Genomic DNA, 24,825 nt, shown 5'->3' on the forward strand with positions numbered 1-24,825 from the left:
TGCAGCATCTTGAACCGATGAAATCGATTGTGCTTGCGTCCGCGCCCGTCGGGCAAGCGTAGACATTATGAGGAATGACATGTCGAAGCGGACCCGATCGGTGTTCAAGGTTTTGATCGCAGCCACGATCGCCGTTTTCCTGGCCGGCCCTCCGGCGACGGGGTTTGCGCAGACGGTGCAACCGGCTCCATCCACGTCGGGCGCTGAGCAGCCGGCGGTGTCCGCAACACCGGTACCGGGTGTGCGGCGCCCCGAAGAGTCGACCGCGGCTTCTGGCGAAACGCCGCATCTGGGCGGTGTCGAAGCGCCGGCAGCAACAGGTCCGGTCCTTCCGCACGACCTCTCTCCGGTCGGCATGTTCCTGGCCGCCGACATCGTCGTCAAAACAGTGATGATCGCTCTGGCGGTGGCTTCTGTCGTCACCTGGGCGATCTTCCTCGTGAAGAGCCTGGAACTCGCGAGTGCAAAATCGCGGATGCGGCGAGCCGTAGAAGTCCTGAGCACGGCAAACGGGCTGGCGGAAAGCGAAGCGAAATTTGGCAGCAAAGGCGGCGTTGCCGCAGATATGGTCGCCGCCGCAAGCGACGAAATGGTCCGCTCGGAGGCGGTGCTGGATCAGGCGCCGGCCGCCGGCGTCAAGGAGCGCGTTTCGTCGCTGCTCGGCCGCATCGAAATTCGCGCTGGAAAGCGGATGAGCGCCGGCACGGGCGTTCTTGCGTCGATCGGCTCCGTTGCACCCTTTGTCGGCCTTTTCGGAACCGTATGGGGGATCATGAATTCCTTCATCGGCATCAGCAAGGCGCAGACGACCAATCTGGCGATCGTCGCCCCCGGCATTGCCGAGGCGCTGCTGGCAACCGCAATCGGTCTTGTCGCGGCCATACCCGCAGTCGTGATCTACAACTACTTCGCCCGATCGGTAGGCGCCTATAAGCTCATGCTGGCGGACGCCGCGGCGGCTGTCGAGCGTCTGGTGAGCCGCGATCTCGATCATCGACACGTTCAAAAGAAACAGCCGCGTCGCCACGAGGGCTATGCCCACGGCGCCGAGGCTTCGATCGCAAGAGTCGGGTGACGGCCATGGCGGGAAGACTTTCCGAAGAGAGCGGCGAACTCGCCGAAAACAGCGAGATCAACGTCACCCCTTTCATCGACGTCATGCTCGTGCTGCTGATCATCTTCATGGTTGCCGCTCCGCTTGCGACGGTCGACATGAAGGTCGATCTGCCGCAATCGGTTGCCAAGCCGACTCCGCGCGAGGACAAGCCGGTCTTCGTCACGTTGAAAGCCGATCTGACCCTTGCGATCGGCAACGAGGAAACGGCCCGTGAGGCGTTCTCCTCCGAGCTCGATCGGATCACGAATGGCAACAAGGAAACGCGCGTGCTGCTCCGCGCGGACCGACTCGTCGACTATGGCGACTTGATGAGCGCGATGAACCTCATCCAGGGGGCCGGCTACAGCAAGATTGCGCTCGTCGGACTCGAGGCGGCGCCGGCGCGCTGACCGCCTCAGTTTCCGTCACCGATACTTCAGCCGCGGCCGCTGCCGGCCGGCGAGTTCCTTTTTCTATGCCGAAATGCCACGGTCGCTTGAAACCGGCGGTGCGGGGAATTATGAGCTTAATGCATGAAGATCGCGCGGTCCTCCAGCCAACGGCGCCGCGCCTACGGGACACGAGGCAGTATCATGAACTTCGAAGCAGCGCGCATTAAGATGGTGGACAATCAGATCCGCACGACGGATGTGACGTCCCACTCTGTCCTGTCCGCCTTCCTTACCGTGCCGCGCGAAGAGTTCGTCCCCGCGAAGATGAGAGAACTTGCCTATATCGATGCGGACATTCAGCTCGTCGGTGGCGTCGAGCCGCGTTACCTGATGGAACCGTCTCCGCTCGCCAAACTATTGCAGCTTGCGCAAGTCTCGAAGTCGGATGTGGTTCTGGAGATCGGATGCGGCTCCGGTTACGCGTCGGCCTTGCTGTCGCTGCTCGCCAGTTCCGTGGTGGCGCTCGAAAGCGATGAGTCGCTCGCCGCGAAGGCAACGGAGACTCTGGCGCAGCTCGGCTACGACAACATAGCGGTGGTGACCGGCGATCTGGCAAAGGGTTACCCCGCCGAGGCGCCTTACGACGTGATATTCGTCAATGGCTCGGTAGAGGCGATCCCGGCCGCGTTGTTCGAGCAGCTTCGCGACGGCGGGCGCCTGGTGGTCGTTGAAGGTTTTGGTAACGCCTCCCGTGCGAAACTTTACCTGCGCGAATCGGGAAGGACGTCCGAGAGGCCCGATTTCAATACATCCGTGAAGCCTCTGCCGGGTTTTCGTCGCGAGCAGTCGTTTGTTTTCTGAGGCGCCTCCCGTTGAGGGTCCTCATAAAGGGATATAGACGCAAGAAAATCGATGTTGCGGATTGGCAACGTATTGCCTGTTTCTTTTTGAAATGCTCGGGTGGAGTGGTGGTGTACAGTTGTCGCAAAACCGAATCCGGGGTTCAAAGAGCAAGGAAGCGGTGATTTGCTCGCCGATGCTTGGCGCTGCGTGCCATTCTTGGTTGAGCGAATTAACCTGGTAGGGGCTTGCTACTAACTTGCGGGCGGCAATGCCGTCCGACTGATCGGAGGTAAGATCGTGTCGTTTGTTCGCAAAACAGCGTTGTGGGCGGCTGTTTCAACCAGCCTGTTGCTTGTGCCGCACGCCGTATCCGCCGAGACGATCTTCGGGGCGATGGCGAAGGCCTACGCGAACAACCCGGATCTGAACGCGGCCCGCGCTGGCCTGCGCGCCACTGACGAAGGGGTGCCAATCGCCAAGTCCGGATATCGGCCGCAGGTCTCCGCCACGGCAACCGGGACGCTGTCGCGTGTTGACCGGGAAGTCACCGGTAGCGAGGACCTTCACAGCGGCCAGGTCGGAATCTCGATCACCCAGACGATCTTCGACGGGTTTCAGACGCTGAACAACGTCAGGGCGGCCGAGTCGAATGTCTTCTCGAGCCGGGAGACATTGAAGGCCAATGAGATCCAGATTCTTCTGACGGCCGCGCAGTCCTATGCGAATATCGTCCGCGACCAGCAGGTCGTCTCCATTCGGCGCCAGAACCTGGCCTTCCTCCGGGAGCAGCTGAACGCCGCCGAGGCGCGCCTCGATGTGGGCGAGGGCACCCGTACGGATGTGAGCCAGGCGCAAGCGGAATTGGCGCAAGCGCAGTCGCTGCTCGTCGCTGCCGTGGCGCAGCTCAAGCAGAGCGAAGCGGTCTATGTCCAGATCGTCGGTGCGGCCCCAACGGCGATCCGGCAGACCGGGCCCGCGACGAGGGGCATGCCGAGATCGCTGGACCAGGCCGTTGCCACGGGCCTGCGCGAGAATCCGCAGATCCTGGCGGCGCAATACTCGGTCGATTCGGCGGGCTTCCAGGTGAAATCGGCCGAAGGCACGATGCTGCCTGGCGTCGTTCTTCAAGGTGCGGTCACCCGGAACACCGGCAATGTCAATGCCGACAACACCACCGCCAGTATTACGGCGCGTCTGGAAGTGCCGATCTATCAGGGCGGCGCTGAATACGGCCAGATCCGCCAGGCTAAGGAACGATTGGGCCAGCAGCGCATCCTCGTCGATTCGGCACGCGCTGAGGTGCAGCAGACCGTTGTCTCCGCGCATGCTCAGCTTGAATCGGCCCTTGCCCGCATCACCGCCAGTCGTTCGCAGATCTCCGCCGCCAATCTGGCGCTCGAGGGTGTCGTTGAAGAACGGAAGGTCGGCCAGCGCACCACGCTTGATGTGCTCGACGCGCAGCAGGACGTGCTGATCGCGCGGGAGTCGCTGGCAGGCGCGCAGCGCGATGCTGTCGTTGCGAGCTATGCCCTGCTTGCGGCCATGGGCAGGCTGACCGTCAAGGTACAGGGACTGCAGGTGGCGGAATATCGTCCCGAAGAGCACTACGAAGCCGTCAAGGACAAGTGGTTCGGCCTGCGCACCGTCGACGGGCGCTGATTTATACCGCCCGAGGTTCCCTGGGCGATCACATCGACGCAGCAGATCTCGAAGCGCCTCGCATTCGTTGGAATGTGGGGCGTTTTAGCTTTATGCAATTCCAGCCGCCAAGGCCGGCTCTGCCCCAAAAAACAAATCTGTGCAAGAATTTCCAAGGCTGATTCGCGGCGTTTGTTTCACCCGTGAAGTCACTTAAGGTTTGTGCGGAATCGGCACGCAGGCGCTGCGACCTGTGCCCGACCGCAGAGCAAACGAGGATTGAAATGGCACAGCTCAACGTCGCACGAGAACCTTCGATGGATGAAATTCTGGCATCCATTCGCAAGATCATCGAAAGCAATGAGACGGCGCCAGGCGCATCCTCCGCGCGACAAAGTTTCGATGAAACGACCGAGGACGAGATCGAATTGACAATCGACTCGGAGATCGAGACCGCCGGGTTCCCTTCTTCGCAAGAGGGCATCATGTCGGCCGAGCGACCCTCGGCCAATGCAATCAACGCATCCCTTTCGGCTCCGGACGCCGCCGCAGTGCCGCCATCGCCGCTCTCTCTCGCCGATGTGGCGGCACGTGTCAGAGCGGCGTCCGAGCGCCATGCGGCAAGTTACGCGGCACGCGAGCGGGAGGAGGAGATCCCAATGCAAGATAGTCCCTTGGTGACATCGCGCATGGCGGCCGTCGCTTCGTCCGCCGGCGCTGCGCCGAGCGTCGGTTCCGACGCCGCGCCCGATGCGACCACGCCGTCCTCGGAGCCGGCGCTTCCGGCGGCAGCCGAGGTGCCGGGACAGTCTGCACCGCCGCAGGCGGAAATTGCCAAAGCGGCTGGTGAGGGGGAGAAGGAAGGGGGCGCTATTGTGTCGCCCGCCGTCGGCCGGCAGGTTGCGCGTGCCTTCGACGATCTGGCGCATGCGGTGGAACAGGGGCCGAGGCGCTCATTCGACGAGATCGCCGAAGCCATGCTTCGTCCGATGCTCCAGGAGTGGCTCGACGACAATCTGCCGACGCTGGTCGAGAAGCTGGTCCGCGAGGAAATCGAGCGCGTCGCGCGCGGTCCGAGGCGCTAAAGTCTCCCTCTAAGAATGCCGTAGCGAGATGATGAAGGCTGCGTGCCGGACGCCGCCTTTTTGCCCGCTTGTGTTGACTTGCGCCGGCCCATCCGGTTTACAGGACGCTGACATCAATCTCCAAAAGCGGCCCCCACAGAATGCTTGACAAGACCTACGATTCCGCCTCCGTCGACCCGCGCATCGCAAAGAAGTGGGACGATGAAAACGCGTTTCGTGCCGGCGCGGGCGCAAAGCCGGGCGCAGAGCCTTTCTGCATCGTAATCCCGCCGCCGAACGTCACCGGTTCCCTGCACATGGGCCATGCGCTCAACAATACGCTGCAGGACGTCCTGGTTCGCTTCGAGCGCATGCGCGGCAAGGACGTGCTCTGGCAGCCGGGCATGGACCATGCCGGCATCGCGACGCAGATGGTCGTCGAGCGGAAACTGATGGAAACCCAGCAGCACCGCCGGCAGTTGGGTCGAGAAGCTTTCGTCGAGAAGGTCTGGGAGTGGAAAGCCGAATCCGGCGGGCAGATCTTCAATCAGTTGAAGCGGCTCGGCGCCTCCTGCGACTGGTCGCGCGAACGCTTCACGATGGATGAGGGGCTTTCCGAGGCCGTCATCGAGGTGTTCGTCAGCCTCTACAAGGATGGGCTGATCTATCGCGACAAGCGCCTCGTCAACTGGGATCCGAAGCTTCAGACGGCGATTTCGGATATCGAGGTGGAGCAGGTCGAGGTCAACGGCAATCTGTGGCACCTGCGCTATCCGCTGGAAGAGGGCGTCACCTATCAGCATCCGGTCGCCTTCGACGATGATGGCAATCCCACAGAATGGGAGACCAGAGACTATCTTGTCGTAGCAACGACCCGCCCGGAAACCATGCTCGGCGACACCGGCGTCGCGGTTCACCCGGACGACGCGCGTTACAAGGGTGTCGTCGGCAAGCACGTCATTCTGCCGATCGTCGGCCGGCGCATTCCGATCGTTGCTGACGAATATCCCGATCCGACGACCGGAACCGGGGCGGTGAAGATGACTCCGGCCCATGACTTCAACGATTTCGAGGTCGGCAAGCGCCGCGGGCTGCGACTCGTCAACGTGTTGACCCCGGACGGCCGGGTCACGCTCAAGAACAATGAGGACTTCCTCGAAGGTCTCGACCATCCTGCAGCCCTCCATGGCGCATGGGATCAGCTGGAGGGCAAGGACAGGTTCGAGGCGCGCAGGCTGATCGTCGAGATTCTCGATGCGGCCGGTCTCGTCGATCACATCGAGCCGCACAAGCATGTGGTCCCGCATGGCGATCGCGGCGGCGTGCCGATCGAGCCGCGTCTGATGGAACAATGGTACGTCGATGCCAAGACCTTGGCGAAGCCGGCGATCGCGGCGGTGCGTGAAGGTCGGACGACCTTCGTGCCGAAGAACTGGGAAAAGACTTACTTCGAATGGATGGAGAACATCCAGCCCTGGTGTATCTCACGGCAGCTCTGGTGGGGCCATCAGATACCGGCATGGTATGGTCCCGATGGACAGGTCTTCGTCGAAAGGACGGAGGAAGAGGCGCTGCACGCGGCGATCCAGCACTATATCGCCCATGAAGGGCCGATGAAGGCCTATGTCGAGGACCTGCTGGAAAACTTCAAGCCTGGCGAGATCCTGACGCGCGAGGAGGATGTGCTCGATACCTGGTTCTCCTCGGCGCTCTGGCCGTTCTCGACGCTCGGTTGGCCAACGGAAACGCCGGAACTCGAAAAATATTACCAGACCGATGTTCTGGTGACCGGTTTCGACATCATCTTCTTCTGGGTTGCCCGCATGATGATGATGGGGCTCCACTTCATGAAGGATGCGGACGGCACGCCGGTCGAACCTTTCCATACCGTCTATGTCCACGCGCTCGTCCGCGACAAGAACGGGCAGAAGATGTCGAAGTCGAAAGGCAACGTCATCGACCCGTTGGAGCTGATCGACGAGTACGGCGCCGACGCGCTGCGCTTCACACTGGCGATCATGGCGGCGCAGGGGCGTGACGTGAAGCTCGACCCGGCACGCATCGCCGGCTACCGCAACTTCGGCACCAAGCTTTGGAACGCCACGCGATTCGCCGAGATGAACGGCGCGACGAGCAGCGAAGGGTTCATTCCCGAAGCGACCGCGCTCACGGTCAACCGCTGGATCCTGACGGAGCTCTCGCGCACGATCCGCGATGTGACGGAGGCGATCGAGAATTACCGATTCAACGAGGCGGCCGGAAGCCTCTACCGCTTCGTATGGAACCAGTTCTGCGACTGGTATCTCGAGCTCTTGAAGCCGGTCTTCAATGGCGAGGACGAAGCCGCAAAGCGCGAAGCCCAGGCCTGCGTGGCTTATGTCCTGGACGAGATCTACAAGCTCCTGCACCCCTTCATGCCCTTCATGACCGAAGAGCTATGGGATAAGACGGCCGGCCCCGGCCGCGGGCGCACGACGCTGCTCTGCCATGCCGAATGGCCCGCGGCCTTCTATGCCGACGATGCCGCCGCGGACGAGATCAACTGGCTGATCGAGCTTGTCTCGGGTATTCGCTCGGTCCGCGCGGAAATGAACGTCCCTCCGGCGTCAATGGCACCGCTCGTGATCGTTGGCGCCAAGGGGCTGACCGGCGAGCGGCTCGACCGGCATGCCTCTGCCATCAAGCGGCTGGCGAGGGTGGAGAGCATCGAGCATGCGGGCGCCGCGCCGCGCGGGAGTGCCCAGATCGTCATCGGCGAGGCAACCGCCTGCCTCCCGCTCGGCAATCTGATCGATCTCGCGGCCGAAAAGTCCCGGCTCGAGAAAGCGATCGCCAAGGTCGAGGCCGAGCGGCAGAGGATTCTCGGCAAGCTCGCCAATGAGAAGTTTGTGGCCAACGCCAAGCCTGAGTTGGTAGAGGCCGAGCGCGAGCGGCTGGCGGAACTCGACCAGCAGCGGGACTCGCTCGGCGTCGCCTTGAGCCGTGTGGCGGAAGCGGGCTGACCCGCTCCCATGCTGAGGGAAAATAAGATCCCGCGGTAGCGATGCCGCGGGTTTTTCTTTGCTTCAAACCCGAGTCGGCTTTCGCGCGGTTGAGAATAACCAAGTCACACGCTTAGGCTTTAAAGCTCGCCTGGACAAGGACGGCGCGGCACGGCAGTCCGCAAAAAGCAAAGTTGTTGTTCCTGTGTCACACACTGCGATCAAATTGGAATAAAAATCTGCTGATGAAGTTGAAAACCGACGTCAGTAGAACTTTCTTCTGATTTCCTAAGTTCATGTCCGAATCATGAAATTCTTACGTAAATTTGATGGCCCGGTTTGTCGGGTTAAGCGCGGACGTGCTGTTTGCCATTTGACGTTCTCGTAAGGAATATTCCGTCAACTGCGGACCGGGATGAATTGTCGCAGTCGTGAATTGCAGGGGAGGAGCTGAATGGCTCGAAAAGAACTGAAGAAGGGCGTTCTGACGGCGGTCGCCGGGCTGCTCGTGGCGTCGGCTGCACAGGCCGGGGGCCTCGAGCGCGGCGGCTACAATATCGATCTGCTGTTCGATCCTTCGGATTACGCGGTTGAAGGCACGGCAACCTATGTCAACCCGCAGCGCAAGCTGAAGAATGTAGTGGATACGGACACTGAATTTACAAATCCGTTCACAGACGAATTCGGTGGCGGCAACCTGAACTCCCGCCCCAATCGCGCAGACGACACGGAGAGCTATTGGGTACCTAGAATCGGTTTCAAGGCTGCCTTGGGTGACAGTGTCGACTGTATGGCGGACTATTCGCAGCCTTGGGGGGCTCACGCCAATCCTGGTATCAACTGGGCCGGCGCTAACCACAACATCGAAACCAAGGTTGAAAGCGACAATTACGCTGCCACCTGCTCTTACAAGTGGCAGATGGGGACCGGCTTCATTCGAGTGATCGGTGGCGTCTTCTACCAGGAAGTCAGTGGGTTCAAGGAGCGACTTGTCCAGGATCCCGTTGTGCTGGGCGGGCTTTCAGGCGTCGGCCGCCTTGAACTCGAGGATAGTGGCTGGGGGTGGCGTACCGGTGTTGCCTACGAAATCCCCGAGTACGCAATGCGGGCGAGTCTCGTTTACAATAGCGCTGTAGACCTCGATAGCCTGGACGGCTTTATTGATATAACCAACGTGGGCCTCACTAAATATGATGTCCAGGGGTCCGCATCAATGCCGGATTCACTGGAACTCAAGCTTCAATCCGGCATAGCGCCCGACTGGCTCGCCTTCGGTTCGGTAAAATGGACCGACTGGAGCCAGTTGCAGGTGATCAAATTCTGCCCAGGCACCGTCACGAATACTACGCCATGTACCAGCCTCGATCTTCTTTACCGCGATGGCTGGACGATCACGGGTGGTATCGGTCACAAATTCAATGACCAATGGAGCGGCGCGCTAAGCTTGACCTGGGATCGCGGTACCAGCACCGGGATAGGGGCGCAGACGGACACTTGGACGCTCGGTGCCGGTGTATCCTACACCCCGACAGAAAACGTGGAGCTTCGGTTCGCTGGTGCGGCAGGCATCTTGACCAGCGGCAGTTCCGGGACGAAGACCTATCAAGGTGAGACCTACGGTACCGACGTCGCCTACGACTTCGACAACGACTTCGTTGGCGCTATCTCCACGTCACTGAAAGTCAAATTCTGATCCTCTTCCTCAGATGTTCGAGGCCCGGCCCCTTCGCCGGGCCTTTTGCCATGGGTCACTGCTTGCGGCTTATAAGCAATTGTGAATGTGACGATTCAGCAACACATTAATCGCTATGGTTTTGCTAGTGTAGCGCGCGGATCGATCATGTCCATTTCCCGCCACAAAATGAGAGCACCGATGATAGCGACAAACGTGCGAACGAGGACTGTGCTTGCGTTTGAGGTTGGCTGAGTTTGTGTGCTGTCGTGACATCCCCTGGCAATCGGCGTGTGATGCGCAGCGGGCCTAGTGCTGGCTGCGGGGTGGCGAATGCGTGCGGCGCCCGGCATGACCGGGCGGAGTCGACCTCGGTGAATGCTCGCATGACGGTGCGCCGTCTGCGGGTCGATGCTTGCAGCGGTGGTGGGTTCGGCGTGGCCGGCTGGAACGAAAGAAGCTGATTGTGATGTGCGCAGGGGAATTCAGATCGCTGAGGGTTGCGGTGCTTGGCATGTCGCTGGCAGTGGGCGCAACCACGGCATGGCCGGCCAGGGCGTTCGATCCGGGCGCGGGCGTAACCAAGGAGTCAGGGCCGTTCGCGCTCTTCAAGTTCGGCTTTTCCGCCTACAAGGACGGTCGGAAGGACGAGGCGGTCGAGGCCTATCGTTACGCCGCCGAAAAGGGGCACACGGGCTCCCGCTGGGCTCTCGCCAACATGTACGCCTATGGCGACGGCGTCGCTGAAAACGACCTCGAAGCGTTCAAGATCTATAGCGAAATCGCGCAGCAGGGTGTTGAGCCGGGTTCCGAGGACACGGGTTATTTCGTCAACGCGCTGATCTCCCTAGCCGGCTACTACCGGCGCGGCATCCCGGATAGTCCGGTGCAGGTTGACCTGACGCGGGCACGCCAGTTGTACTTCCAGGCCGCCTCGACCTTCGGCATCGCCGAGGCGCAGTTCCAGCTAGCTCGTATGCTGCTTTCCGGCGAGGGCGGCAGCGTCAACGTCCAACAGGCCAAGAAATGGCTGAATCGGGCGCGCAAGAACGGTCACGCCGGTGCCATGGGCGTGTTCGGCAGCGTCATTTTCCAGGAAGGCCAGATCGTCCGTGGTCTCGCATACATGACCGCAGCGCTCGACCAGTGTTCGCCGAAGGAACGCTCTTGGCTGCAGCCCATGCAGGAACAGGCCTTCTCACTGGCGAGCGAGGACGACCGCCGCGTCGCGATCTCGATGGCGCAGAACATGCACCTTCACCAATAAGGCGCGGGGCTATCCCGAGTAGCCGCTCTACAGAGCCTCGAAGGCGAACTCCGCGGTCACGGGGACATGGTCCGATGGCTTTTCCCAGGACCGGAGGTGTTTTTCGATCGATGTCGACAGGAGCTTGTCAGCCGCTTCCGGCGACAGCATCAGATGGTCGATTCGAATCCCGAAATTCTTCTGCCAGCAGCCTGCCTGGTAATCCCAAAAGGAATAGAGCGGCACCTCGTCCGAGGTTGCACGCACGGCATCGGTGAAGCCGAGGTTGCGCAGTCGCCGGAATGCGGCGCGGGTTTCCGGCAGGAAGAGCGCATCGTCCCTCCAGACCTTCACGTCCCAGCAATCATGGGCTTCCGGGATGACGTTGTAATCCCCGGCAAGGATCAGCGGTTCCTCGAGCTGGAGCCGCTGCTCAGCGAAAGCCGTCAGGCGCTGCATCCATCTAAGCTTATAGGCATATTTCTCCGTCCCCGTCGGATTGCCGTTCGGGAGATAAAGGCAGCAAACGCGAATCGCGCCGCCCCGGACGGAAAACACGCCTTCGATGAAGCGGGATTGCCCGTCGGAATCTTCTCCAGGCAGGCCCCGGATGACTTCGTCCGGTCGGCGTTTCGAAATCAGCGCCACACCGTTGAAGCCCTTCTGGCCATGCGTTTCCACATGGTATCCGAGGGCCTCGATCTCGAACCTTGGAAAGGCCTCGTCCACAGCCTTGATCTCCTGTAGGCAGGCAATGTCCGGATCGGATGCCTTGAGCCAGGCGAGGAGGCTGTCGACTCGCGCCTTGACGCCGTTGATGTTCCAGGTGGCGATCTTCATGGGAACAGCATTTGCCCTTCTTCTTGGGGAGGCCTAGGTCAGAATCGTTGTAGCGGGTGCAGCGTCACGCGTCCATTGAGATGCGCGATGAGCCCCGAGGTCTGGAACCCGCATCGGGAATCATTCAGTCGAAATTCTCCCGAGAAACCCGATAGATGCAACAATCATCCTATCGTCGTTGGAACGCACCCGAGCCGGGCTCATGGCCGCCGCACAGGAATTGATTCCGCTTTCTGTGCGTCTATAGTCCCGCGCATGATTGAGTTCATCGAGAATTATTGGCCGCACTTTCTGGCGCTCCTGTCGTTCGCACTGGGCGCGCCAGCGATCTTACACGCAGCGATGACAAAGGAGGATGTCCGCGCGGCCGCCGGCTGGGTCGGTGTGATTCTGCTGTCGCCGATCGTTGGCGCGGCGATCTACGCGGTCGCCGGCATCAACCGGATGCGCCGATCGTCACTCGGTCTACAGCGGTCGCTGTTGCGCTCCAACGGCCCCGATCCGTTCCTTCGTTTCGACGTCAGTCACGAACAGGTGGCGATCCGGTTCGGCCATCGCTTTGCGGCGATGAAGATCCTGGGAGACCGGGTCTCTCGTTTTGCGATGTCGACGGGCAATCACATCACCATGCTGGAGGGGGGTGACGATGTCTACGGGGCAATGCTCACGGAGATCGCCGAAGCGCGCCGGAGCATTTTGTTGGAAAGCTATATCTTCGATCGCGACCACATCGGGCTGCGCTTCGCCGATGCGCTCGTTGCCGCCATGAAGCGCGGCGTCAGTGTGCGGGTGCTGATCGACGCGGTCGGGGCCCGCTACTCCGTCCCGAGCATTGTCGGATATCTGTTGGAAAAGGGGGTGCCGACCGCGGTCTTCAACGGCAACATCATCATGGGCCTGAGATTGCCCTATGCCAATCTCAGGACACATCGCAAGATCCTCCTGGTCGATGGCGCGGTGGCCTTTACCGGAGGCATGAACATCCGCGCGGGATTCACGACTGAAATCGCGGGTGGCGAGGCCGCCTTCGATACGCATTTCCGTGTGACAGGGCCGATCGTCGCCGACATCTTCCAGGTCGCGGCGGAGGACTGGCAATTCGCCAGCGGCGAGATTCTGGCAGGCGACGCCTGGCAACTGCCGGAAACCGAGACGCTCGAAGGCGTGCCCTCGGTGCTGATGCGGGCCGTTCCTACCGGACCCGACAATACCAACGAAACCAATCACAAGATGCTGATGGGAGCATTCTCGATTGCGCGCAAGCATATACGGCTGATGTCGCCCTATTTTCTGCCGGACAGGGAACTCATCAGCGCCTTGGTAACGGCCGCACGCAGGGGGGTCGAGGTGGACATCGTCGTTCCCGCCGTCAACAATCTCACCCTCGTGGACCGAGCGATGACAGCGCAGTTCGATCAGGTTTTGAAGGGCCATTGCCGCGTGTGGCGGGCAAAAGGGGCCTTCAACCATTCAAAGCTAATCGTCGTCGACGGGCATTGGGCCTTTGTCGGATCGAGCAATCTCGATCCACGCTCACTGCGGCTGAACTTCGAGATCGATCTCGAGATCGTTGACGAAGCCTTTTCGCAGGCGCTGAACGAGAAGATCTGCGCGTTACGCTCAACGGCAGATGAGGTGACACTCGCGACCCTGAAGGAGGAGCCTTTCCTCAGCCGCCTCGCCAATCGTCTGCTCTGGCTCGGCTCGCCATATCTCTAGACCGAACCAGTCGAGCGCTTCAGCCAACCCGAACGGCCGGAATGTTTCCATTCAGATATGAAAGGCTCTGTCATATCAGATCGAAAAACTCGTGCCGCAGCCACAGCTTGCGACCGCGTTCGGATTCTTGATCTGAAAGGATTGGCCGAGCAGATTGTCGACAAAGTCGATTTCCGAGCCGCCCATGTAAACCAGCGACAGGCTGTCGATCAGGACCTTGGCATTGCCCTTTTCAAGAACGAGGTCGTCTTCGTTCTCCTTGTCCACCAGGTCGAACTTGTAGGAGAAGCCGGAGCAGCCGCCGCCTTCGACGGAGACGCGCATCGCAGTCTTGTCGTTTTCGGCTTGGAGTATGGCCGCGATTCGCTTTGCCGCCGCGTCCGAAAGGGTGATTGGTTCCTGCATCATGTCTGCCTCCTGCCGGGGTCAAGATCCGGAGAGATTTCGCTGCCGTCCTAGAGGCGCCGGTCATTTCGGGCGCGCAAAGGTCGCTGTAACTTTGAGTGGCTGCATGTCTTTGGCCTTAGATCGAGGTCGATTTAAGAAGACATGCAGTAGCGTTACAATCGGACGAACAAGAGCCGATCTTCGTCAAGCTTTTGTCTGCCCCGAGGAATTGGGCGATAGCCCTCACTCCTTCCTTGTAACGCATACTATAGGTATGAAGGCGCGAATGCCCCGTCAATGGGATGGCTTCGGTAGGTGTCAAATGACTTTCGACAAACAGGCTCTCGGTTTCGGTTACGGTGAACATGCCGTGTTCGCGTCGAATCCATGGGCCTCGCGCGGCCGCCTCTATCCGGAGACCATGAGCCCCACGCGCTCCGACTTCCAGCGCGACCGCGACCGTATCGTCCATACGACGGCGTTTCGCCGTCTGAAGCACAAGACGCAGGTCTTCATCGCCGCCGACGGCGACCATTATCGCACGCGACTGACGCACACGATCGAGGTCGCCCAGATCGCGCGCGCCCTGGCGCGTGCGCTGAAGCTCGATGAGGATCTCGCGGAGGGCGTTGCCCTCGTCCATGATTTCGGTCACACGCCGTTCGGCCATACCGGCGAGGATGCTCTGGACGAGGCGCTGAAGCCATATGGAGGTTTCGACCACAATGCCCAGTCGTTGCGCATCGTCACCAAGTTGGAGCGGCGCTACGCGGAATTCGATGGTCTCAATCTCACCTGGGAGAGCCTCGAGGGCCTCGTCAAGCACAACGGACCGCTGACCGCGGCCGAAGGCGAGGGAACGCGCGGTCCGGTGCCGCAGCCGATCCTCGATTATTGCGCGATCCATGACCTGGAACTGGCGAGTTTTGCCAGCCTCGAGGCTCAGATTGCAGCAATCTCCGACGATATCGCCTATAATACCCATGATATCGACGACGGCCTGCGCGCCGGCTACCTCACATTCGAGATGCTGGAGGAGGTGCCCTTCCTCGCCCGGCTGATGCGCGAGGTGAACGACCGCTACCCCGGCCTCGAGCCCACTCGGTTCACTCACGAGATCATGCGCCGGCAGATAACCGCAATGGTCGAGGACGTCATCGGGGTTGCACAGGCCCGCTTGAGCGAGATCCGGCCCGAAAGTGTGGACGAGGTGCGCAAAGCAGGCAAAGTAATCGCGACCTTCTCTGAGGAGATGAGCGAGACCGACCGGCAGATCAAGAACCTGTTGATGACGAGGATCTATCGGCACCCGGACGTGATGCGCGTCCGGCAGGGGGCGGCGGCGATTGTCACCGACCTTTTTCGCGCGTTTATGACGGACCCGCAATTGATGAGGGAACACTATTGGGTCGATCGGATTGCCGGAATGGCGGAGCCGGCCCGGGCCCGCCATGTGGGGGATTATCTGGCCGGCATGACCGACACGTTCGCGATCAGCGTGCACAGGCGCTTGTTTGACCACACGCCCGATTTGCGGTAGTGACGCCCCCGCGCGGAGGCTCGAGGTTCCCCACGGACCCGGCCTCCTTTTGAGTTTTGCGCCAGAGCGGGATGATGAGGAGATGCATGCGGTTTCCGCGCGCATCCCGCTGCGGCGTGATCTAAGCTCCAATTGGGCTGAAAAGAGCGGACGGATCAGATGAATCTTTTCACAGACTTCGAATCGAGAATTAAGAACATTCTAGAATCGATTGATATTGTTCGTGAAAAGCGATCAGATCTGGACTTCGGCCGCATCAATGTGGAGCCGCCGCGCGATGGCAGCCATGGTGACGTTGCGACCAATGCGGCGATGGTTCTCGCCAAGGGCCTGGGGACGAATCCGCGCGCTCTTGCGGACATCATCATCGAGAAGCTGCGCCAGGATCCGGAAGTGGCGGACGTTTCCGTCGCCGGACCCGGCTTCATCAATGTCCGTCTTTCGGTCTCCTACTGGCAGAGGCTGCTGGCCACGGTCGTCAGGGAGGCGACCGATTATGGCCGCAGCAGCGTCGGCGCCGGGCGCAAGGTGAACGTAGAATATGTTTCCGCCAACCCGACCGGGCCGATGCATGTCGGCCATTGCCGAGGCGCTGTTGTCGGCGACGCGCTTGCCAACCTTCTCGCCTTTGCCGGCTACGATGTCACCAAGGAATATTATATCAACGACGCCGGTTCGCAGATCGATGTGCTCGCGCGTTCGGCGTTCCTGCGCTACCGCCAGGCTCTCGGCGAGGAGATCGGCGAGATCCCGCCAGGACTCTATCCGGGCGACTATCTCGTTCCGGTCGGCGAGGCGCTTGCGGATGAGTTCGGCACCAGTCTCCGGATCATGCCGGAGGACAAGTGGCTGCCGCTCGTCAGGGAGCGCGTGATCGACGCGATGATGGCGATGATCCGCGAGGACCTTGCGGCGCTCAACGTCAATCATGACGTCTTCTTCTCGGAACGGGCATTGCACGACAATGGCGCCGCGCGAATCCGCACCGCAATCAACGACTTGACATTCAAGGGCCATGTCTACAAGGGCACCTTGCCGCCGCCCAAGGGGCAACTGCCCGAGGATTGGGAGGATCGTGAACAGACGCTCTTCCGCTCGACCGAGGTCGGAGACGACATCGACCGGCCGCTCATCAAGTCCGACGGCAGCTATACTTACTTTGCGGCCGATGTTGCTTACTTCAAGGACAAATTCGACCGCGGTTTTCACGAGATGATCTACGTTCTCGGCGCCGACCATGGCGGCTATGTAAAACGGCTGGAGGCATTGGCGCGGGCGATCTCCGAAGGCCGGGCGAAGCTGACGGTTCTGCTCTGCCAATTGGTCAAGCTCTATCGCGGTGGCGAGCCGGTGAAGATGTCCAAGCGCTCGGGAGACTTCGTGACATTGCGCGACGTGGTCGACGAGGTCGGCCGCGATCCGGTCCGCTTCATGATGCTTTACCGGAAGAGCTCCGAGCCGCTCGATTTCGACTTCGCCAAGGTGACGGAGCAGTCAAAGGATAATCCCGTCTTTTACGTACAGTATGCGCATGCGCGCTGCTGCTCCGTCTTCCGCCAGGCTCGGGAGGCGTTTCCTGATCTTGACCTGTCTTCCATTGATCTTGCTGGCGCAGTGATAGGCGCGATCGCCGACCCTGCGGAACTGCAGCTGGTCGCAAAGCTCGCAGAATATCCCCGCGTCGTCGAGTCCGCGGCTCTCTCGCAAGAGCCTCACCGAATCGCTTTTTACCTGTATGACCTTGCTGCAGTCTTCCATGGACTCTGGAACAAGGGTAAGGAAAATACGGAATTACGTTTTGTTAACGATAAGAACCGAGAATTGAGCATTGCCAGACTTGGGCTGGTGCATGCTGTCGCCTCGGTGTTGAAGTCCGGCCTGTCGATAACGGGCACTTCGGCACCGGAAGAGATGCGGTAAGTCGTGTCACCATTTCCCCACAATGCGCTGGCAACCAACGCAGGCAATTGTGAGTGGAGAGTATGGCAGACAAACAATTCGCACGAAGCGGCCCGGCGGAGTTCGATACTTTGGCCGATGACGATCCTTTGAGCGAACTTGCCCGCATTGTCGGTTACGATGCTCGGCCAGCCGTTCAGCAATTGCAGGAGCTGCAGCGTCATCAGGAGGCGATCCGCCGCGATCCCGTATTCGATCTCGAAGAGGAGCTGCTGCGCGCCTTCGACAGCTATGATGCCCCCCGAGCCGAGCCGGTTCATCCCGACAGCGGTCTTGTCGAGCACCCGACTGTGGCTGCCGGATCGGTTGAACCGGTCACTGCGGTTGAAGACACGGAAGTGGTTGCACCGGTCGGGCAATCGTCCGGCGAGTCCGATGCCTCCGGCGGCGACCATGCGGTCGAGCCCTTCATGCCGCAAGACGTCGAGGCCCCGACAAAGGCGGATGTCGATACGACGTTTGATCTCGAGCGCGAACTCGAGCTTTCGCTCGGACAGGAAGAGCCTCATTCCGCTGCGGAGCCGCAGGATTCCAATGTCGTGCAGCTGAGCTCGCCCCCCGAGGCTGTGGATTCCCCCGTATTCGAAGACTGGCAGGAGCCGCTTTCCTCCCGGTTTGAACCGGTCGGCAAACCTATCGAGCGGACCGAGAGCTTCGAACCGCTTTATTTGGATCTTTCGGAGGGGGCGGCCGATCAGGCAGATGCCGTTCAGAGCCCGGTAGCGGCCGCCGAGCCGCCTGTCGGAGCACCGTCCGAGTGGCAGGTTTCCGAGCAGACCGGACATGCGACGGGCGCTGTCGAACCATCCACAGCTGCCGTCGCGTCGGATGTCGAAGTCGTGCCGGTCGTGGCAGAGGCGCCCGTGCCGTCGGCAAGAAAAAGCAGCTACCCATTCACGCCGACGTTCAGTCGCGCAACGCCAGTCGCCTCGGCTGTTGGTGTTTCCCCGCAGCGGGCTTTTGCAACACCAACGGCAGCGCCGGCCCCTGCCACTGCTCCGGCAGCCGCCGTTCTGCCTCAGCCCGCGCCAGCCGCCGAGCCTGAGATCGTCAAGAGCGAGGTCGAGGCGGAGCCGACCTTCGATTTCGAGGATTTCGAGCTCGAATTGGCCGATGTCGGGCTGGACTTGGACCCAGGCGAGGAAAAAGCGCCGGCGGCTGTGGCAGACGAGCAGGAAACCAGGCAGCCCGTAGTCGCGCATCCGGCGCTGGTAGAGCCCGCCCAGCAGCCCTTCCTGCAGGCACTGGCGGCGCCAAGCCTGCCGGAGGCACCTCAGGAGGAGCCTCCGGCTCCCGCAGTTGCCGCCGAAGAGTTGCCAGCCGGCGACCCGTTGCCTTTCGATCCGGCGATGATCGGTGAAACCGAGACCGGCGTGGCGCCGATCGCCGAGCTGGATGTGCCGCAACTGCCGGCGATCGAGGCGGAGGAGAAACCGGTCTCCTATTCCACCGATTACGACCTGGATATCGATGCCGAGATGGCGCAGCTCTTCGCGAGCCCCGGGCGCGAGGCGAAGGAAACGCCGCAGGGCAGCAGCGTGGTTGCCAAGCCGGTCGCTTCGGCCGGAGCGGCGCCGCTCGCCTCGATCGACGATTTCGCGGAATTCGAAAAGGCGATGGAGGAGGATTTCCGTCGCTCGATGGAACAGCGCCGCAACGAAGCGCAAGACGTCGACCGCCTGGCAACGTCGCCCCGTATCGGCGGCGAGGACTACGCGGAAGAAGAGGGATATGGTCGCCGCTCGCAGCGGGCGATGCTCTGGGCGGCAAGTGTTGCCGGGATCATCATTCTCGGCGGTGCCGGGGTCTATGCCTGGATGGGAGGAAGCACCGCCGCGATTACCGGCGACGGTCCGAAGATCATCCTCGCCGACAAGGAACCGGTGAAGGTCGTTCCCGAAGAGAAGGGCGGCAAGACCGTGCCCAACCAGGACAAGGCGGTCTACGACCGTGTTGCGGGTGAGAAGAGTGAAGCGCCGCGACAGGAGGCGCTCGTCTCCACCACGGAAGAGCCGGTTGACGTGGTGCAGAGGACGCTGACACCTGAAAATCTGCCTCTTGAAGGCAATGATTATGACGATGACGCATTGCCAGGGATTTCCGATGCGGAAGACGCCGAAACGGCGCGCCTGATGCCGGACGGGGCCGCAGACGCCGCCGTGGCGGAAGACGAGAAGGCGCCCGCCCTCGCGCCCCGCAAGGTTCGCACGATGATTGTCAAGCCGGACGGAACGCTCGTGCCTCGCGACGAGCCCACGGTTCAGCCGGAGAACAATGCTGTTGCTGCGGCCGCGGAGATTCCGGCAAGCGCCACAGCCGAGGCGGGCACTTCGGGTACGCAAGGCACGGCCGCCGTCGCCATTGCCCAGTCGGAGATCAAGCCTGTCGAGCAACTTTCTGCAAGCGCCTCGGCCGAGGCGGGCACTTCGGGTACGCAGGGCAAGGCCTCCGTCGCCGTCGCCCAGTCGGAGATCAAGCCTGTCGAGCAACCAACCTCAGCCCCGAAAGTCGCGCTCGCGGAGCCGACCGAGGCGCCCGTGGAAGACCTGACACCGGTTCGTAGCGTCAAGACCACATCCGTCGGCAGAGAACCGGCTGCGGCGCCGCAGGCGCGTCCTGGGACTTCCGCAAGCGGCCCTGCGAGTACGGAAAACACGCCGCCGGAAACCGCGGCCGCAGCTCCGACGGCACCGCTTGCCACTGCATCTGTGCCGCCCGGCAGCTACGTCGTCCAGATCGCTTCGCTTCCCTCTGAAGCCGAGGCGCAGAAGAGCTACGACAATTTGTCGAAAAAGTTTGCGGAGCTCATCGGTGGTCGCGGCGTCGATATCCGCAAGGCCGAGATCGCAGGCAAGGGCACCTATTACCGGGTGAGAATACCGGCCGGCTCGCGCGAGGAGGCAAACGCGCTCTGCACGCGTTATAAGAGTGCCGGCGGCAGCTGCCTCGTAACGAAGTAGCAGCGAAACGTCGACAAGTGGAAAAACGGGCGCGGCAGAGATGCCGCGCCTGTTGTTTTTCAGCGAAGCTGCGCGTTGGAGCCCTTCCTGGGAAACAATCTGTTGGCCTGGGAAACAATCTGTTGGCTGAAGCGGAATGTTTGCCTGGCTGCCTTGTAACGAGGAAAGACTCCAGGGCCGCGGAGCACTATGATTTTGGCATGAGCGAATCAAAAGCATTCATTTCCGGCTGCAAGGGCCATCTTCTGACGACGGAGGAGCGCAGCTTCTTCGCCGGTGAACGGCCCTGGGGCTTTATCCTGTTCGGACGCAATATCGGCGAGCGAGAGCAGATCTGCGACCTGGTAGCGGCCCTGCGTGACAGCATCGGCAATTCCAGGGCGCCCGTCCTCATCGACCAGGAGGGCGGACGGGTCCAGCGCATCCGCCCGCCGCTGGCTCCGCAATATCCAAGCGGATTGGCCATAGGAGATATTTACCGGCGCGACAATGCGCTCGGGCTGCGCGCCGCTTGGCTCATGGGCCGGCTGCACGCCTTCGACCTGACGCGCTTCGGCATCAATGTCGATTGCCTGCCGGTTCTCGACGTGCCGGTACCCGGCAGCCACGACGTCATCGGCAATCGCGCCTACGGTCATGATCCGGCAACGGTGACGGCGATCGGACAGGCGATGGGCGAGGGCTTGAAGGCAGGCGGCATGCTGCCGGTGATGAAGCACATGCCCGGCCACGGCCGCACACTCGTCGACTCACATCACAGCCTGCCTGTCGTCAACGCCAGTCTGGACGAGCTGAAGGCGAGTGATTTCCTGCCGTTCGTCGCGATGAAGGACGAGGCGATGGCCATGTCCGCGCACATGGTTTTCACGGCGATCGATCCGGAGAACCCGGCCACCACATCGCCGAAGGTCGTTCGCGAGATCATTCGCGACCACATCGGCTTCGACGGCCTGCTGATGTCGGACGACGTGTCGATGAATGCGCTTGCCGGGGACATGAGCACGCGGGCACGCGGGATTATCGACGCCGGGCTCGATCTCGTCTTGCATTGCCACGGCATTGTGGAAGAAATGAAGGCCGTTGCGAATGCAGTGCCGGTACTCGCCGGCGATCGGTTGCGACGGGCGAATGCGGCCGAGGCGGCCTTTCGGGAACCCGATGGTACGGACGAGGAGGCGTTGCGGGCAGAATTCGATGCAATGTTCGCCTTGGCTTGAAGCCGCCGACACTCGCTTCTACAGCGCCGCGCATTGAGACGCGCAAAGGTCGCTGTAGCACTTTGAATCGCCGCATGTCTTTGCCCCTTGTATCGAGGTCGATCTGGGAGACATGCAGCTAGCCGCGTGGATGAGATAGGCGCTGGCGGCGCCGAAAGGGTAGGGTGTGGTGAATTCGGGCGAAAGGCAGGGCCAACCCCAGGCGAAGGCGCCGATGGAGCCTTTGTGGCAGGAGGAATCCGCCGATCGGGGCCTGCACGAGGAAGCACTCGTCGTCGATATTGCCGGCTTCGAAGGACCGCTCGATCTCCTGCTGCATCTCGCGCGCAGCCAGCGCGTCGATCTTTCGCGCATCTCGGTTTTGGCACTTGCGGAGCAATATATCGCCTTCGTCGAGCGTGCCCGGTCCATCCGCATCGAGCTTGCCGCCGATTATCTGGTGATGGCGGCCTGGCTCGCCTATCTGAAGTCTCGCCTGCTCATTCCGCAACAGGCCAAGGATGAGGGACCGTCCGGGGAAGAGATGGCCTCGGCGCTTGCCTTTCGGCTGAAGCGCCTCGAAGCGATGCGGGACGCCGCGACGAGGCTGGTCAACGGCAGCCGTCTTGGCCGCGACATCTTCGCTCGCGGGGCGCCGGAGCACATTATCGCTGAGAAGAAATCCGGCTATGACGCTTCGCTCTACGACCTGCTGTCGGCTTACGCCACGCTCAGGCAGCGTCAAGCGACCACGCAGGTGACGATCGAGAGGCGCCACGTCTGGTCGCTTGCCGACGCGCGCCTGATCCTCGCCAGAATGATTGGCGGGCTCGACGAGTGGACGGAGCTCGACCGTTTTCTCATTCGTTACATGGCAAGCCCGAAGGAGCGCGCCACCGCGATAGCGAGTTCTTTCGCCGCTTCGTTGGAAATGGTTCGAGAGGGAAGGCTGGAAATCCGGCAGGAGGGTGCATTCGCCCCCCTCTATCTGCGGCGCGGCCCAAAGCCGATCGACGCCGCGACCTTGGCGGAAATGGAGGCGGCGCGTGGCTGAGGCGCAAAGATCTTTGCCCGGATTACCCGATGACGAAGAAGTGATCGGCGAAGCCGATGTCGACCCAGGGCTCGAGCAGGAGGCGGAGCGGATCGCCGAGGCACTGGTTTTCGCGTCCGCACAGCCGGTTTCCGAAGCCTACATCGCCAGCCGCATCCCGCGCGCGGTCGATGTCGGGCGTGTGATGTCGCGGCTGAAGGCCGCCTATGCCGGTCGCGGCGTCAACCTGATGCAGGTCGCCGACCATTGGGCTTTCCGCACGGCGGCCGATCTCTCCTTCGTCGTCCAGACCGATGAGCAGGAGGTCAAAAAACTCTCCCGTGCTGCGCTCGAGGTCCTGGCGATCATCGCCTACCACCAGCCGGTGACGCGGGCGGAGATCGAAGATATCCGTGGGGTCCAGACATCGAAAGGCACACTCGACGTGCTGATGGAAGCCGGCTGGGTTCGGTTCCGCGGCCGCCGGCGCACGCCGGGTCGTCCCGTGACGTTCGGGACGACGCGGGACTTCCTGGACCATTTCGGGCTCGAGGAAATCCGCGATCTTCCAGGCATGGAGGAGTTGAGAGGGGCCGGTCTCCTCTCCGGCCGCGTGCCCTCCAACTTGCATATTCCGGTCCCTGTCGGGGACGATGAGCTCTCCGACAACGAGGATCCGATCACGCAAATGGACCTCGAGGAACTGGGCCTCTTGACACCGAAGGCAGAAGAAGACGATTACAAATCCTGAGTAACGATATCGGCTTTAAAGCTCGGAAGCGGAAACGCGCGGCCGAATGCCATCGGTTCAGGGACTGCAGAGCATGGCTTCAGATTCGCTCAACGGCACCGTCGCTCCGACGAGGCGACCCGGAGTGTCGTTCGCGGCGAGCCTGGCATTCGAGAACGTCAGCCACCGTTATCATTCCAAGGACACGATAAAGGAGGTCTCGCTCAAGGCCGAGGCTGGCGAGGTGCTCTGCCTGCTCGGGCCTTCCGGCTCGGGCAAGACGACCTTGCTTCGGATTGCCGCCGGAATAGAGATGCAGACCGGCGGCCGACTTCTGTTGAACGGAAGGGAAATATCGGGGCCGTCCGTTTTTCTTCCACCGGAAAAACGTGGCATCGGTCTGATGTTTCAGGACTTCGCGCTGTTTCCGCATATGACCGTTCGGGAGAATGTCTCCTTCGGATTGACCGCCCTGCCGAAGAAGGAGGCGCTCATTCAGGCGGACGCGGCACTGGACCGCGTGGGGCTGCTGCATTACGGCGAGCGTTATCCTCATGTGCTTTCCGGCGGCGAGCAGCAGCGTGTCGCGCTTGCCCGCGCGCTCGCCCCGCGGCCGGCTGTCCTGCTGATGGACGAGCCCTTTTCCGGTCTCGACTCCCGCCTCAAGGACTCCATCCGTGCCGATACGCTTGCAATCCTTCGCGAAACGCGCGCAACGGCAATCGTCGTCACCCATGATGCGGAAGAGGCAATGCGCATGGCGGACCGGATTGCCTTGCTGAAGGATGGGTGCCTGGTTCAGGTCGGCACGGCCGACGAGCTTTACCGCAAACCCCGCAACCTTTTCGCCGCCGGGTTCTTTTCCGAGATCAACGTCTTCAACGCCCGCGTACATGGCGGCCGCGCCGAGACTCCGTTAGGCACCGTACTCGCTGGCGAATTCAAGGAGGGGCAGCCCTTGAGCGTCGCAGTGCGGCTCTCAGGCCTTCAATTGAAGGAGGAGGGCGGCGAAATTCCTGCGCGCATTGTGTCGCGGCGGTTCCTGGGTGTCGTCGAACTCCTGGAGCTTGCTGTACCGCAGTTCGAACGGACGGTCAGGGCGCGGATCCGCGCCGACCTCTTGCCGCCGGGATTGCGCGACGTCACGCTTTCGGTTAACGAGCGCGACATATTGGTGTTTGAAAAAGACACCGCGACATCTTAGGGTCCTTTTCAGGAGAAGGCGTGGATCGAGGCCCGCCTGAAAAATGACAACGTGATGGCTTTGGATCATCGAAGCCGCGAGGGAGTAAGTGGATGGGTTCCTTTAGCATCTGGCACTGGCTGATCGTCCTGGTAGTCGTGCTGCTGTTGTTCGGCCGTGGCAAGATTCCGGAACTGATGGGCGATCTTGCCAAGGGCATCAAGAACTTCAAGAAGGGCATGACCGACGACGACGCCGTTTCGGCCGACAAGTCGATCGACGGAAAGACCGTCGAACACAAGTCCGACGAAGTCCGCTGACGATCGAGTTGGCGGATCTCGGGTGC

General features: G+C 61.4%; 19 protein-coding genes. 17 read left to right on the plus strand and 2 right to left on the minus strand.

What is annotated here, in order from left to right; all coding sequences use genetic code 11:
* Window positions 1–79: 79 nt before the first annotated feature.
* The 8 genes from exbB to exoR all read left to right on the plus strand — a co-directional run bounded on the left by exbB (window position 80) and on the right by exoR (window position 10,953).
* Window positions 80–1,075 carry a tonB-system energizer ExbB gene (exbB, locus tag J2Z31_RS22230; protein WP_209604724.1) on the plus strand — a complete coding sequence of 332 codons (996 nt, stop codon included), beginning with the start codon at window positions 80–82 and terminating at the stop codon, window positions 1,073–1,075.
* Window positions 1,076–1,080: 5 nt separating this feature from the next.
* On the plus strand, window positions 1,081–1,506 hold the full coding sequence (exbD, locus tag J2Z31_RS22235) for a TonB system transport protein ExbD (RefSeq protein WP_209604726.1): 426 nt from the start codon (window positions 1,081–1,083) through the stop codon (window positions 1,504–1,506).
* 183 nt (window positions 1,507–1,689) lie between these two features.
* Window positions 1,690–2,349 carry a protein-L-isoaspartate O-methyltransferase family protein gene (locus J2Z31_RS22240; protein WP_209604728.1) on the plus strand — a complete coding sequence of 220 codons (660 nt, stop codon included), beginning with the start codon at window positions 1,690–1,692 and terminating at the stop codon, window positions 2,347–2,349.
* Window positions 2,350–2,625: 276 nt separating this feature from the next.
* On the plus strand, window positions 2,626–3,990 hold the full coding sequence (gene tolC / locus J2Z31_RS22245) for an outer membrane channel protein TolC (protein ID WP_209605159.1): 1,365 nt from the start codon (window positions 2,626–2,628) through the stop codon (window positions 3,988–3,990).
* Between the two features lie 263 nt (window positions 3,991–4,253).
* Window positions 4,254–5,054 carry a PopZ family protein gene (locus J2Z31_RS22250; protein ID WP_209604730.1) on the plus strand — a complete coding sequence of 267 codons (801 nt, stop codon included), beginning with the start codon at window positions 4,254–4,256 and terminating at the stop codon, window positions 5,052–5,054.
* Window positions 5,055–5,194: 140 nt separating this feature from the next.
* Window positions 5,195–8,035: a valine--tRNA ligase gene (locus tag J2Z31_RS22255; protein ID WP_209604732.1), complete on the plus strand. Its 2,841-nt coding sequence runs from the start codon at window positions 5,195–5,197 to the stop codon at window positions 8,033–8,035.
* A gap of 433 nt (window positions 8,036–8,468) precedes the next feature.
* The gene (locus J2Z31_RS22260) at window positions 8,469–9,707 is read left to right on the plus strand and encodes an OmpP1/FadL family transporter (protein WP_209604733.1); all 1,239 of its coding nucleotides are present in this window, start codon (window positions 8,469–8,471) and stop codon (window positions 9,705–9,707) included.
* A gap of 448 nt (window positions 9,708–10,155) precedes the next feature.
* Window positions 10,156–10,953, plus strand: a complete 798-nt coding sequence (exoR, locus tag J2Z31_RS22265; RefSeq protein ID WP_209604735.1) for an exopolysaccharide production regulator ExoR — start codon at window positions 10,156–10,158, stop codon at window positions 10,951–10,953.
* A 27-nt stretch (window positions 10,954–10,980) separates the two neighbouring features.
* Here exoR and xth read toward each other — a convergent pair whose 3' ends face one another.
* Complete coding sequence (gene xth, locus J2Z31_RS22270) at window positions 10,981–11,772, minus strand: exodeoxyribonuclease III (RefSeq protein ID WP_209604738.1); 792 nt, start codon at window positions 11,770–11,772, stop codon at window positions 10,981–10,983.
* A 255-nt stretch (window positions 11,773–12,027) separates the two neighbouring features.
* Between xth and J2Z31_RS22275 the strand changes: the two genes are divergently transcribed.
* Entirely contained in the window at window positions 12,028–13,491 is a 1,464-nt protein-coding gene (locus J2Z31_RS22275) for a phospholipase D-like domain-containing protein (RefSeq protein WP_209604740.1), read from the plus strand.
* Between the two features lie 75 nt (window positions 13,492–13,566).
* On the opposite strand, the gene erpA is transcribed toward J2Z31_RS22275, so the two are convergent.
* Window positions 13,567–13,896: an iron-sulfur cluster insertion protein ErpA gene (erpA, locus tag J2Z31_RS22280; RefSeq protein ID WP_209605161.1), complete on the minus strand. Its 330-nt coding sequence runs from the start codon at window positions 13,894–13,896 to the stop codon at window positions 13,567–13,569.
* A gap of 304 nt (window positions 13,897–14,200) precedes the next feature.
* Between erpA and J2Z31_RS22285 the strand changes: the two genes are divergently transcribed.
* From J2Z31_RS22285 to J2Z31_RS22320, 8 genes are all read left to right on the plus strand, one after another.
* Window positions 14,201–15,418, plus strand: a complete 1,218-nt coding sequence (locus J2Z31_RS22285) for a deoxyguanosinetriphosphate triphosphohydrolase (RefSeq protein ID WP_209604742.1) — start codon at window positions 14,201–14,203, stop codon at window positions 15,416–15,418.
* 159 nt (window positions 15,419–15,577) lie between these two features.
* Window positions 15,578–17,338 carry an arginine--tRNA ligase gene (argS, locus tag J2Z31_RS22290; RefSeq protein ID WP_209604744.1) on the plus strand — a complete coding sequence of 587 codons (1,761 nt, stop codon included), beginning with the start codon at window positions 15,578–15,580 and terminating at the stop codon, window positions 17,336–17,338.
* A gap of 62 nt (window positions 17,339–17,400) precedes the next feature.
* Window positions 17,401–20,337, plus strand: coding sequence for an SPOR domain-containing protein (locus J2Z31_RS22295; RefSeq protein WP_209604746.1), 2,937 nt, complete (start codon window positions 17,401–17,403; stop codon window positions 20,335–20,337).
* Window positions 20,338–20,537: 200 nt separating this feature from the next.
* Window positions 20,538–21,554, plus strand: coding sequence for a beta-N-acetylhexosaminidase (gene nagZ, locus J2Z31_RS22300; protein ID WP_209604748.1), 1,017 nt, complete (start codon window positions 20,538–20,540; stop codon window positions 21,552–21,554).
* 214 nt (window positions 21,555–21,768) lie between these two features.
* A complete protein-coding gene (locus J2Z31_RS22305) occupies window positions 21,769–22,587 on the plus strand; it encodes a segregation and condensation protein A (RefSeq protein WP_209604749.1) in 819 nt (272 codons plus the stop codon).
* Window positions 22,580–23,317, plus strand: a complete 738-nt coding sequence (scpB, locus tag J2Z31_RS22310; protein ID WP_209604751.1) for an SMC-Scp complex subunit ScpB — start codon at window positions 22,580–22,582, stop codon at window positions 23,315–23,317. The genes J2Z31_RS22305 and scpB overlap by 8 nt, the downstream gene beginning before the upstream one ends.
* 73 nt (window positions 23,318–23,390) lie before the next feature.
* Window positions 23,391–24,500 carry an ABC transporter ATP-binding protein gene (locus tag J2Z31_RS22315; RefSeq protein WP_209604754.1) on the plus strand — a complete coding sequence of 370 codons (1,110 nt, stop codon included), beginning with the start codon at window positions 23,391–23,393 and terminating at the stop codon, window positions 24,498–24,500.
* Window positions 24,501–24,592: 92 nt separating this feature from the next.
* Window positions 24,593–24,799: a twin-arginine translocase TatA/TatE family subunit gene (locus tag J2Z31_RS22320; protein ID WP_034854629.1), complete on the plus strand. Its 207-nt coding sequence runs from the start codon at window positions 24,593–24,595 to the stop codon at window positions 24,797–24,799.
* Window positions 24,800–24,825: the final 26 nt, after the last annotated feature.

The sequence above is a fragment of the Sinorhizobium kostiense genome (genome assembly GCF_017874595.1).
Classification (GTDB): Bacteria; Pseudomonadota; Alphaproteobacteria; order Rhizobiales; family Rhizobiaceae; genus Sinorhizobium; species Sinorhizobium kostiense.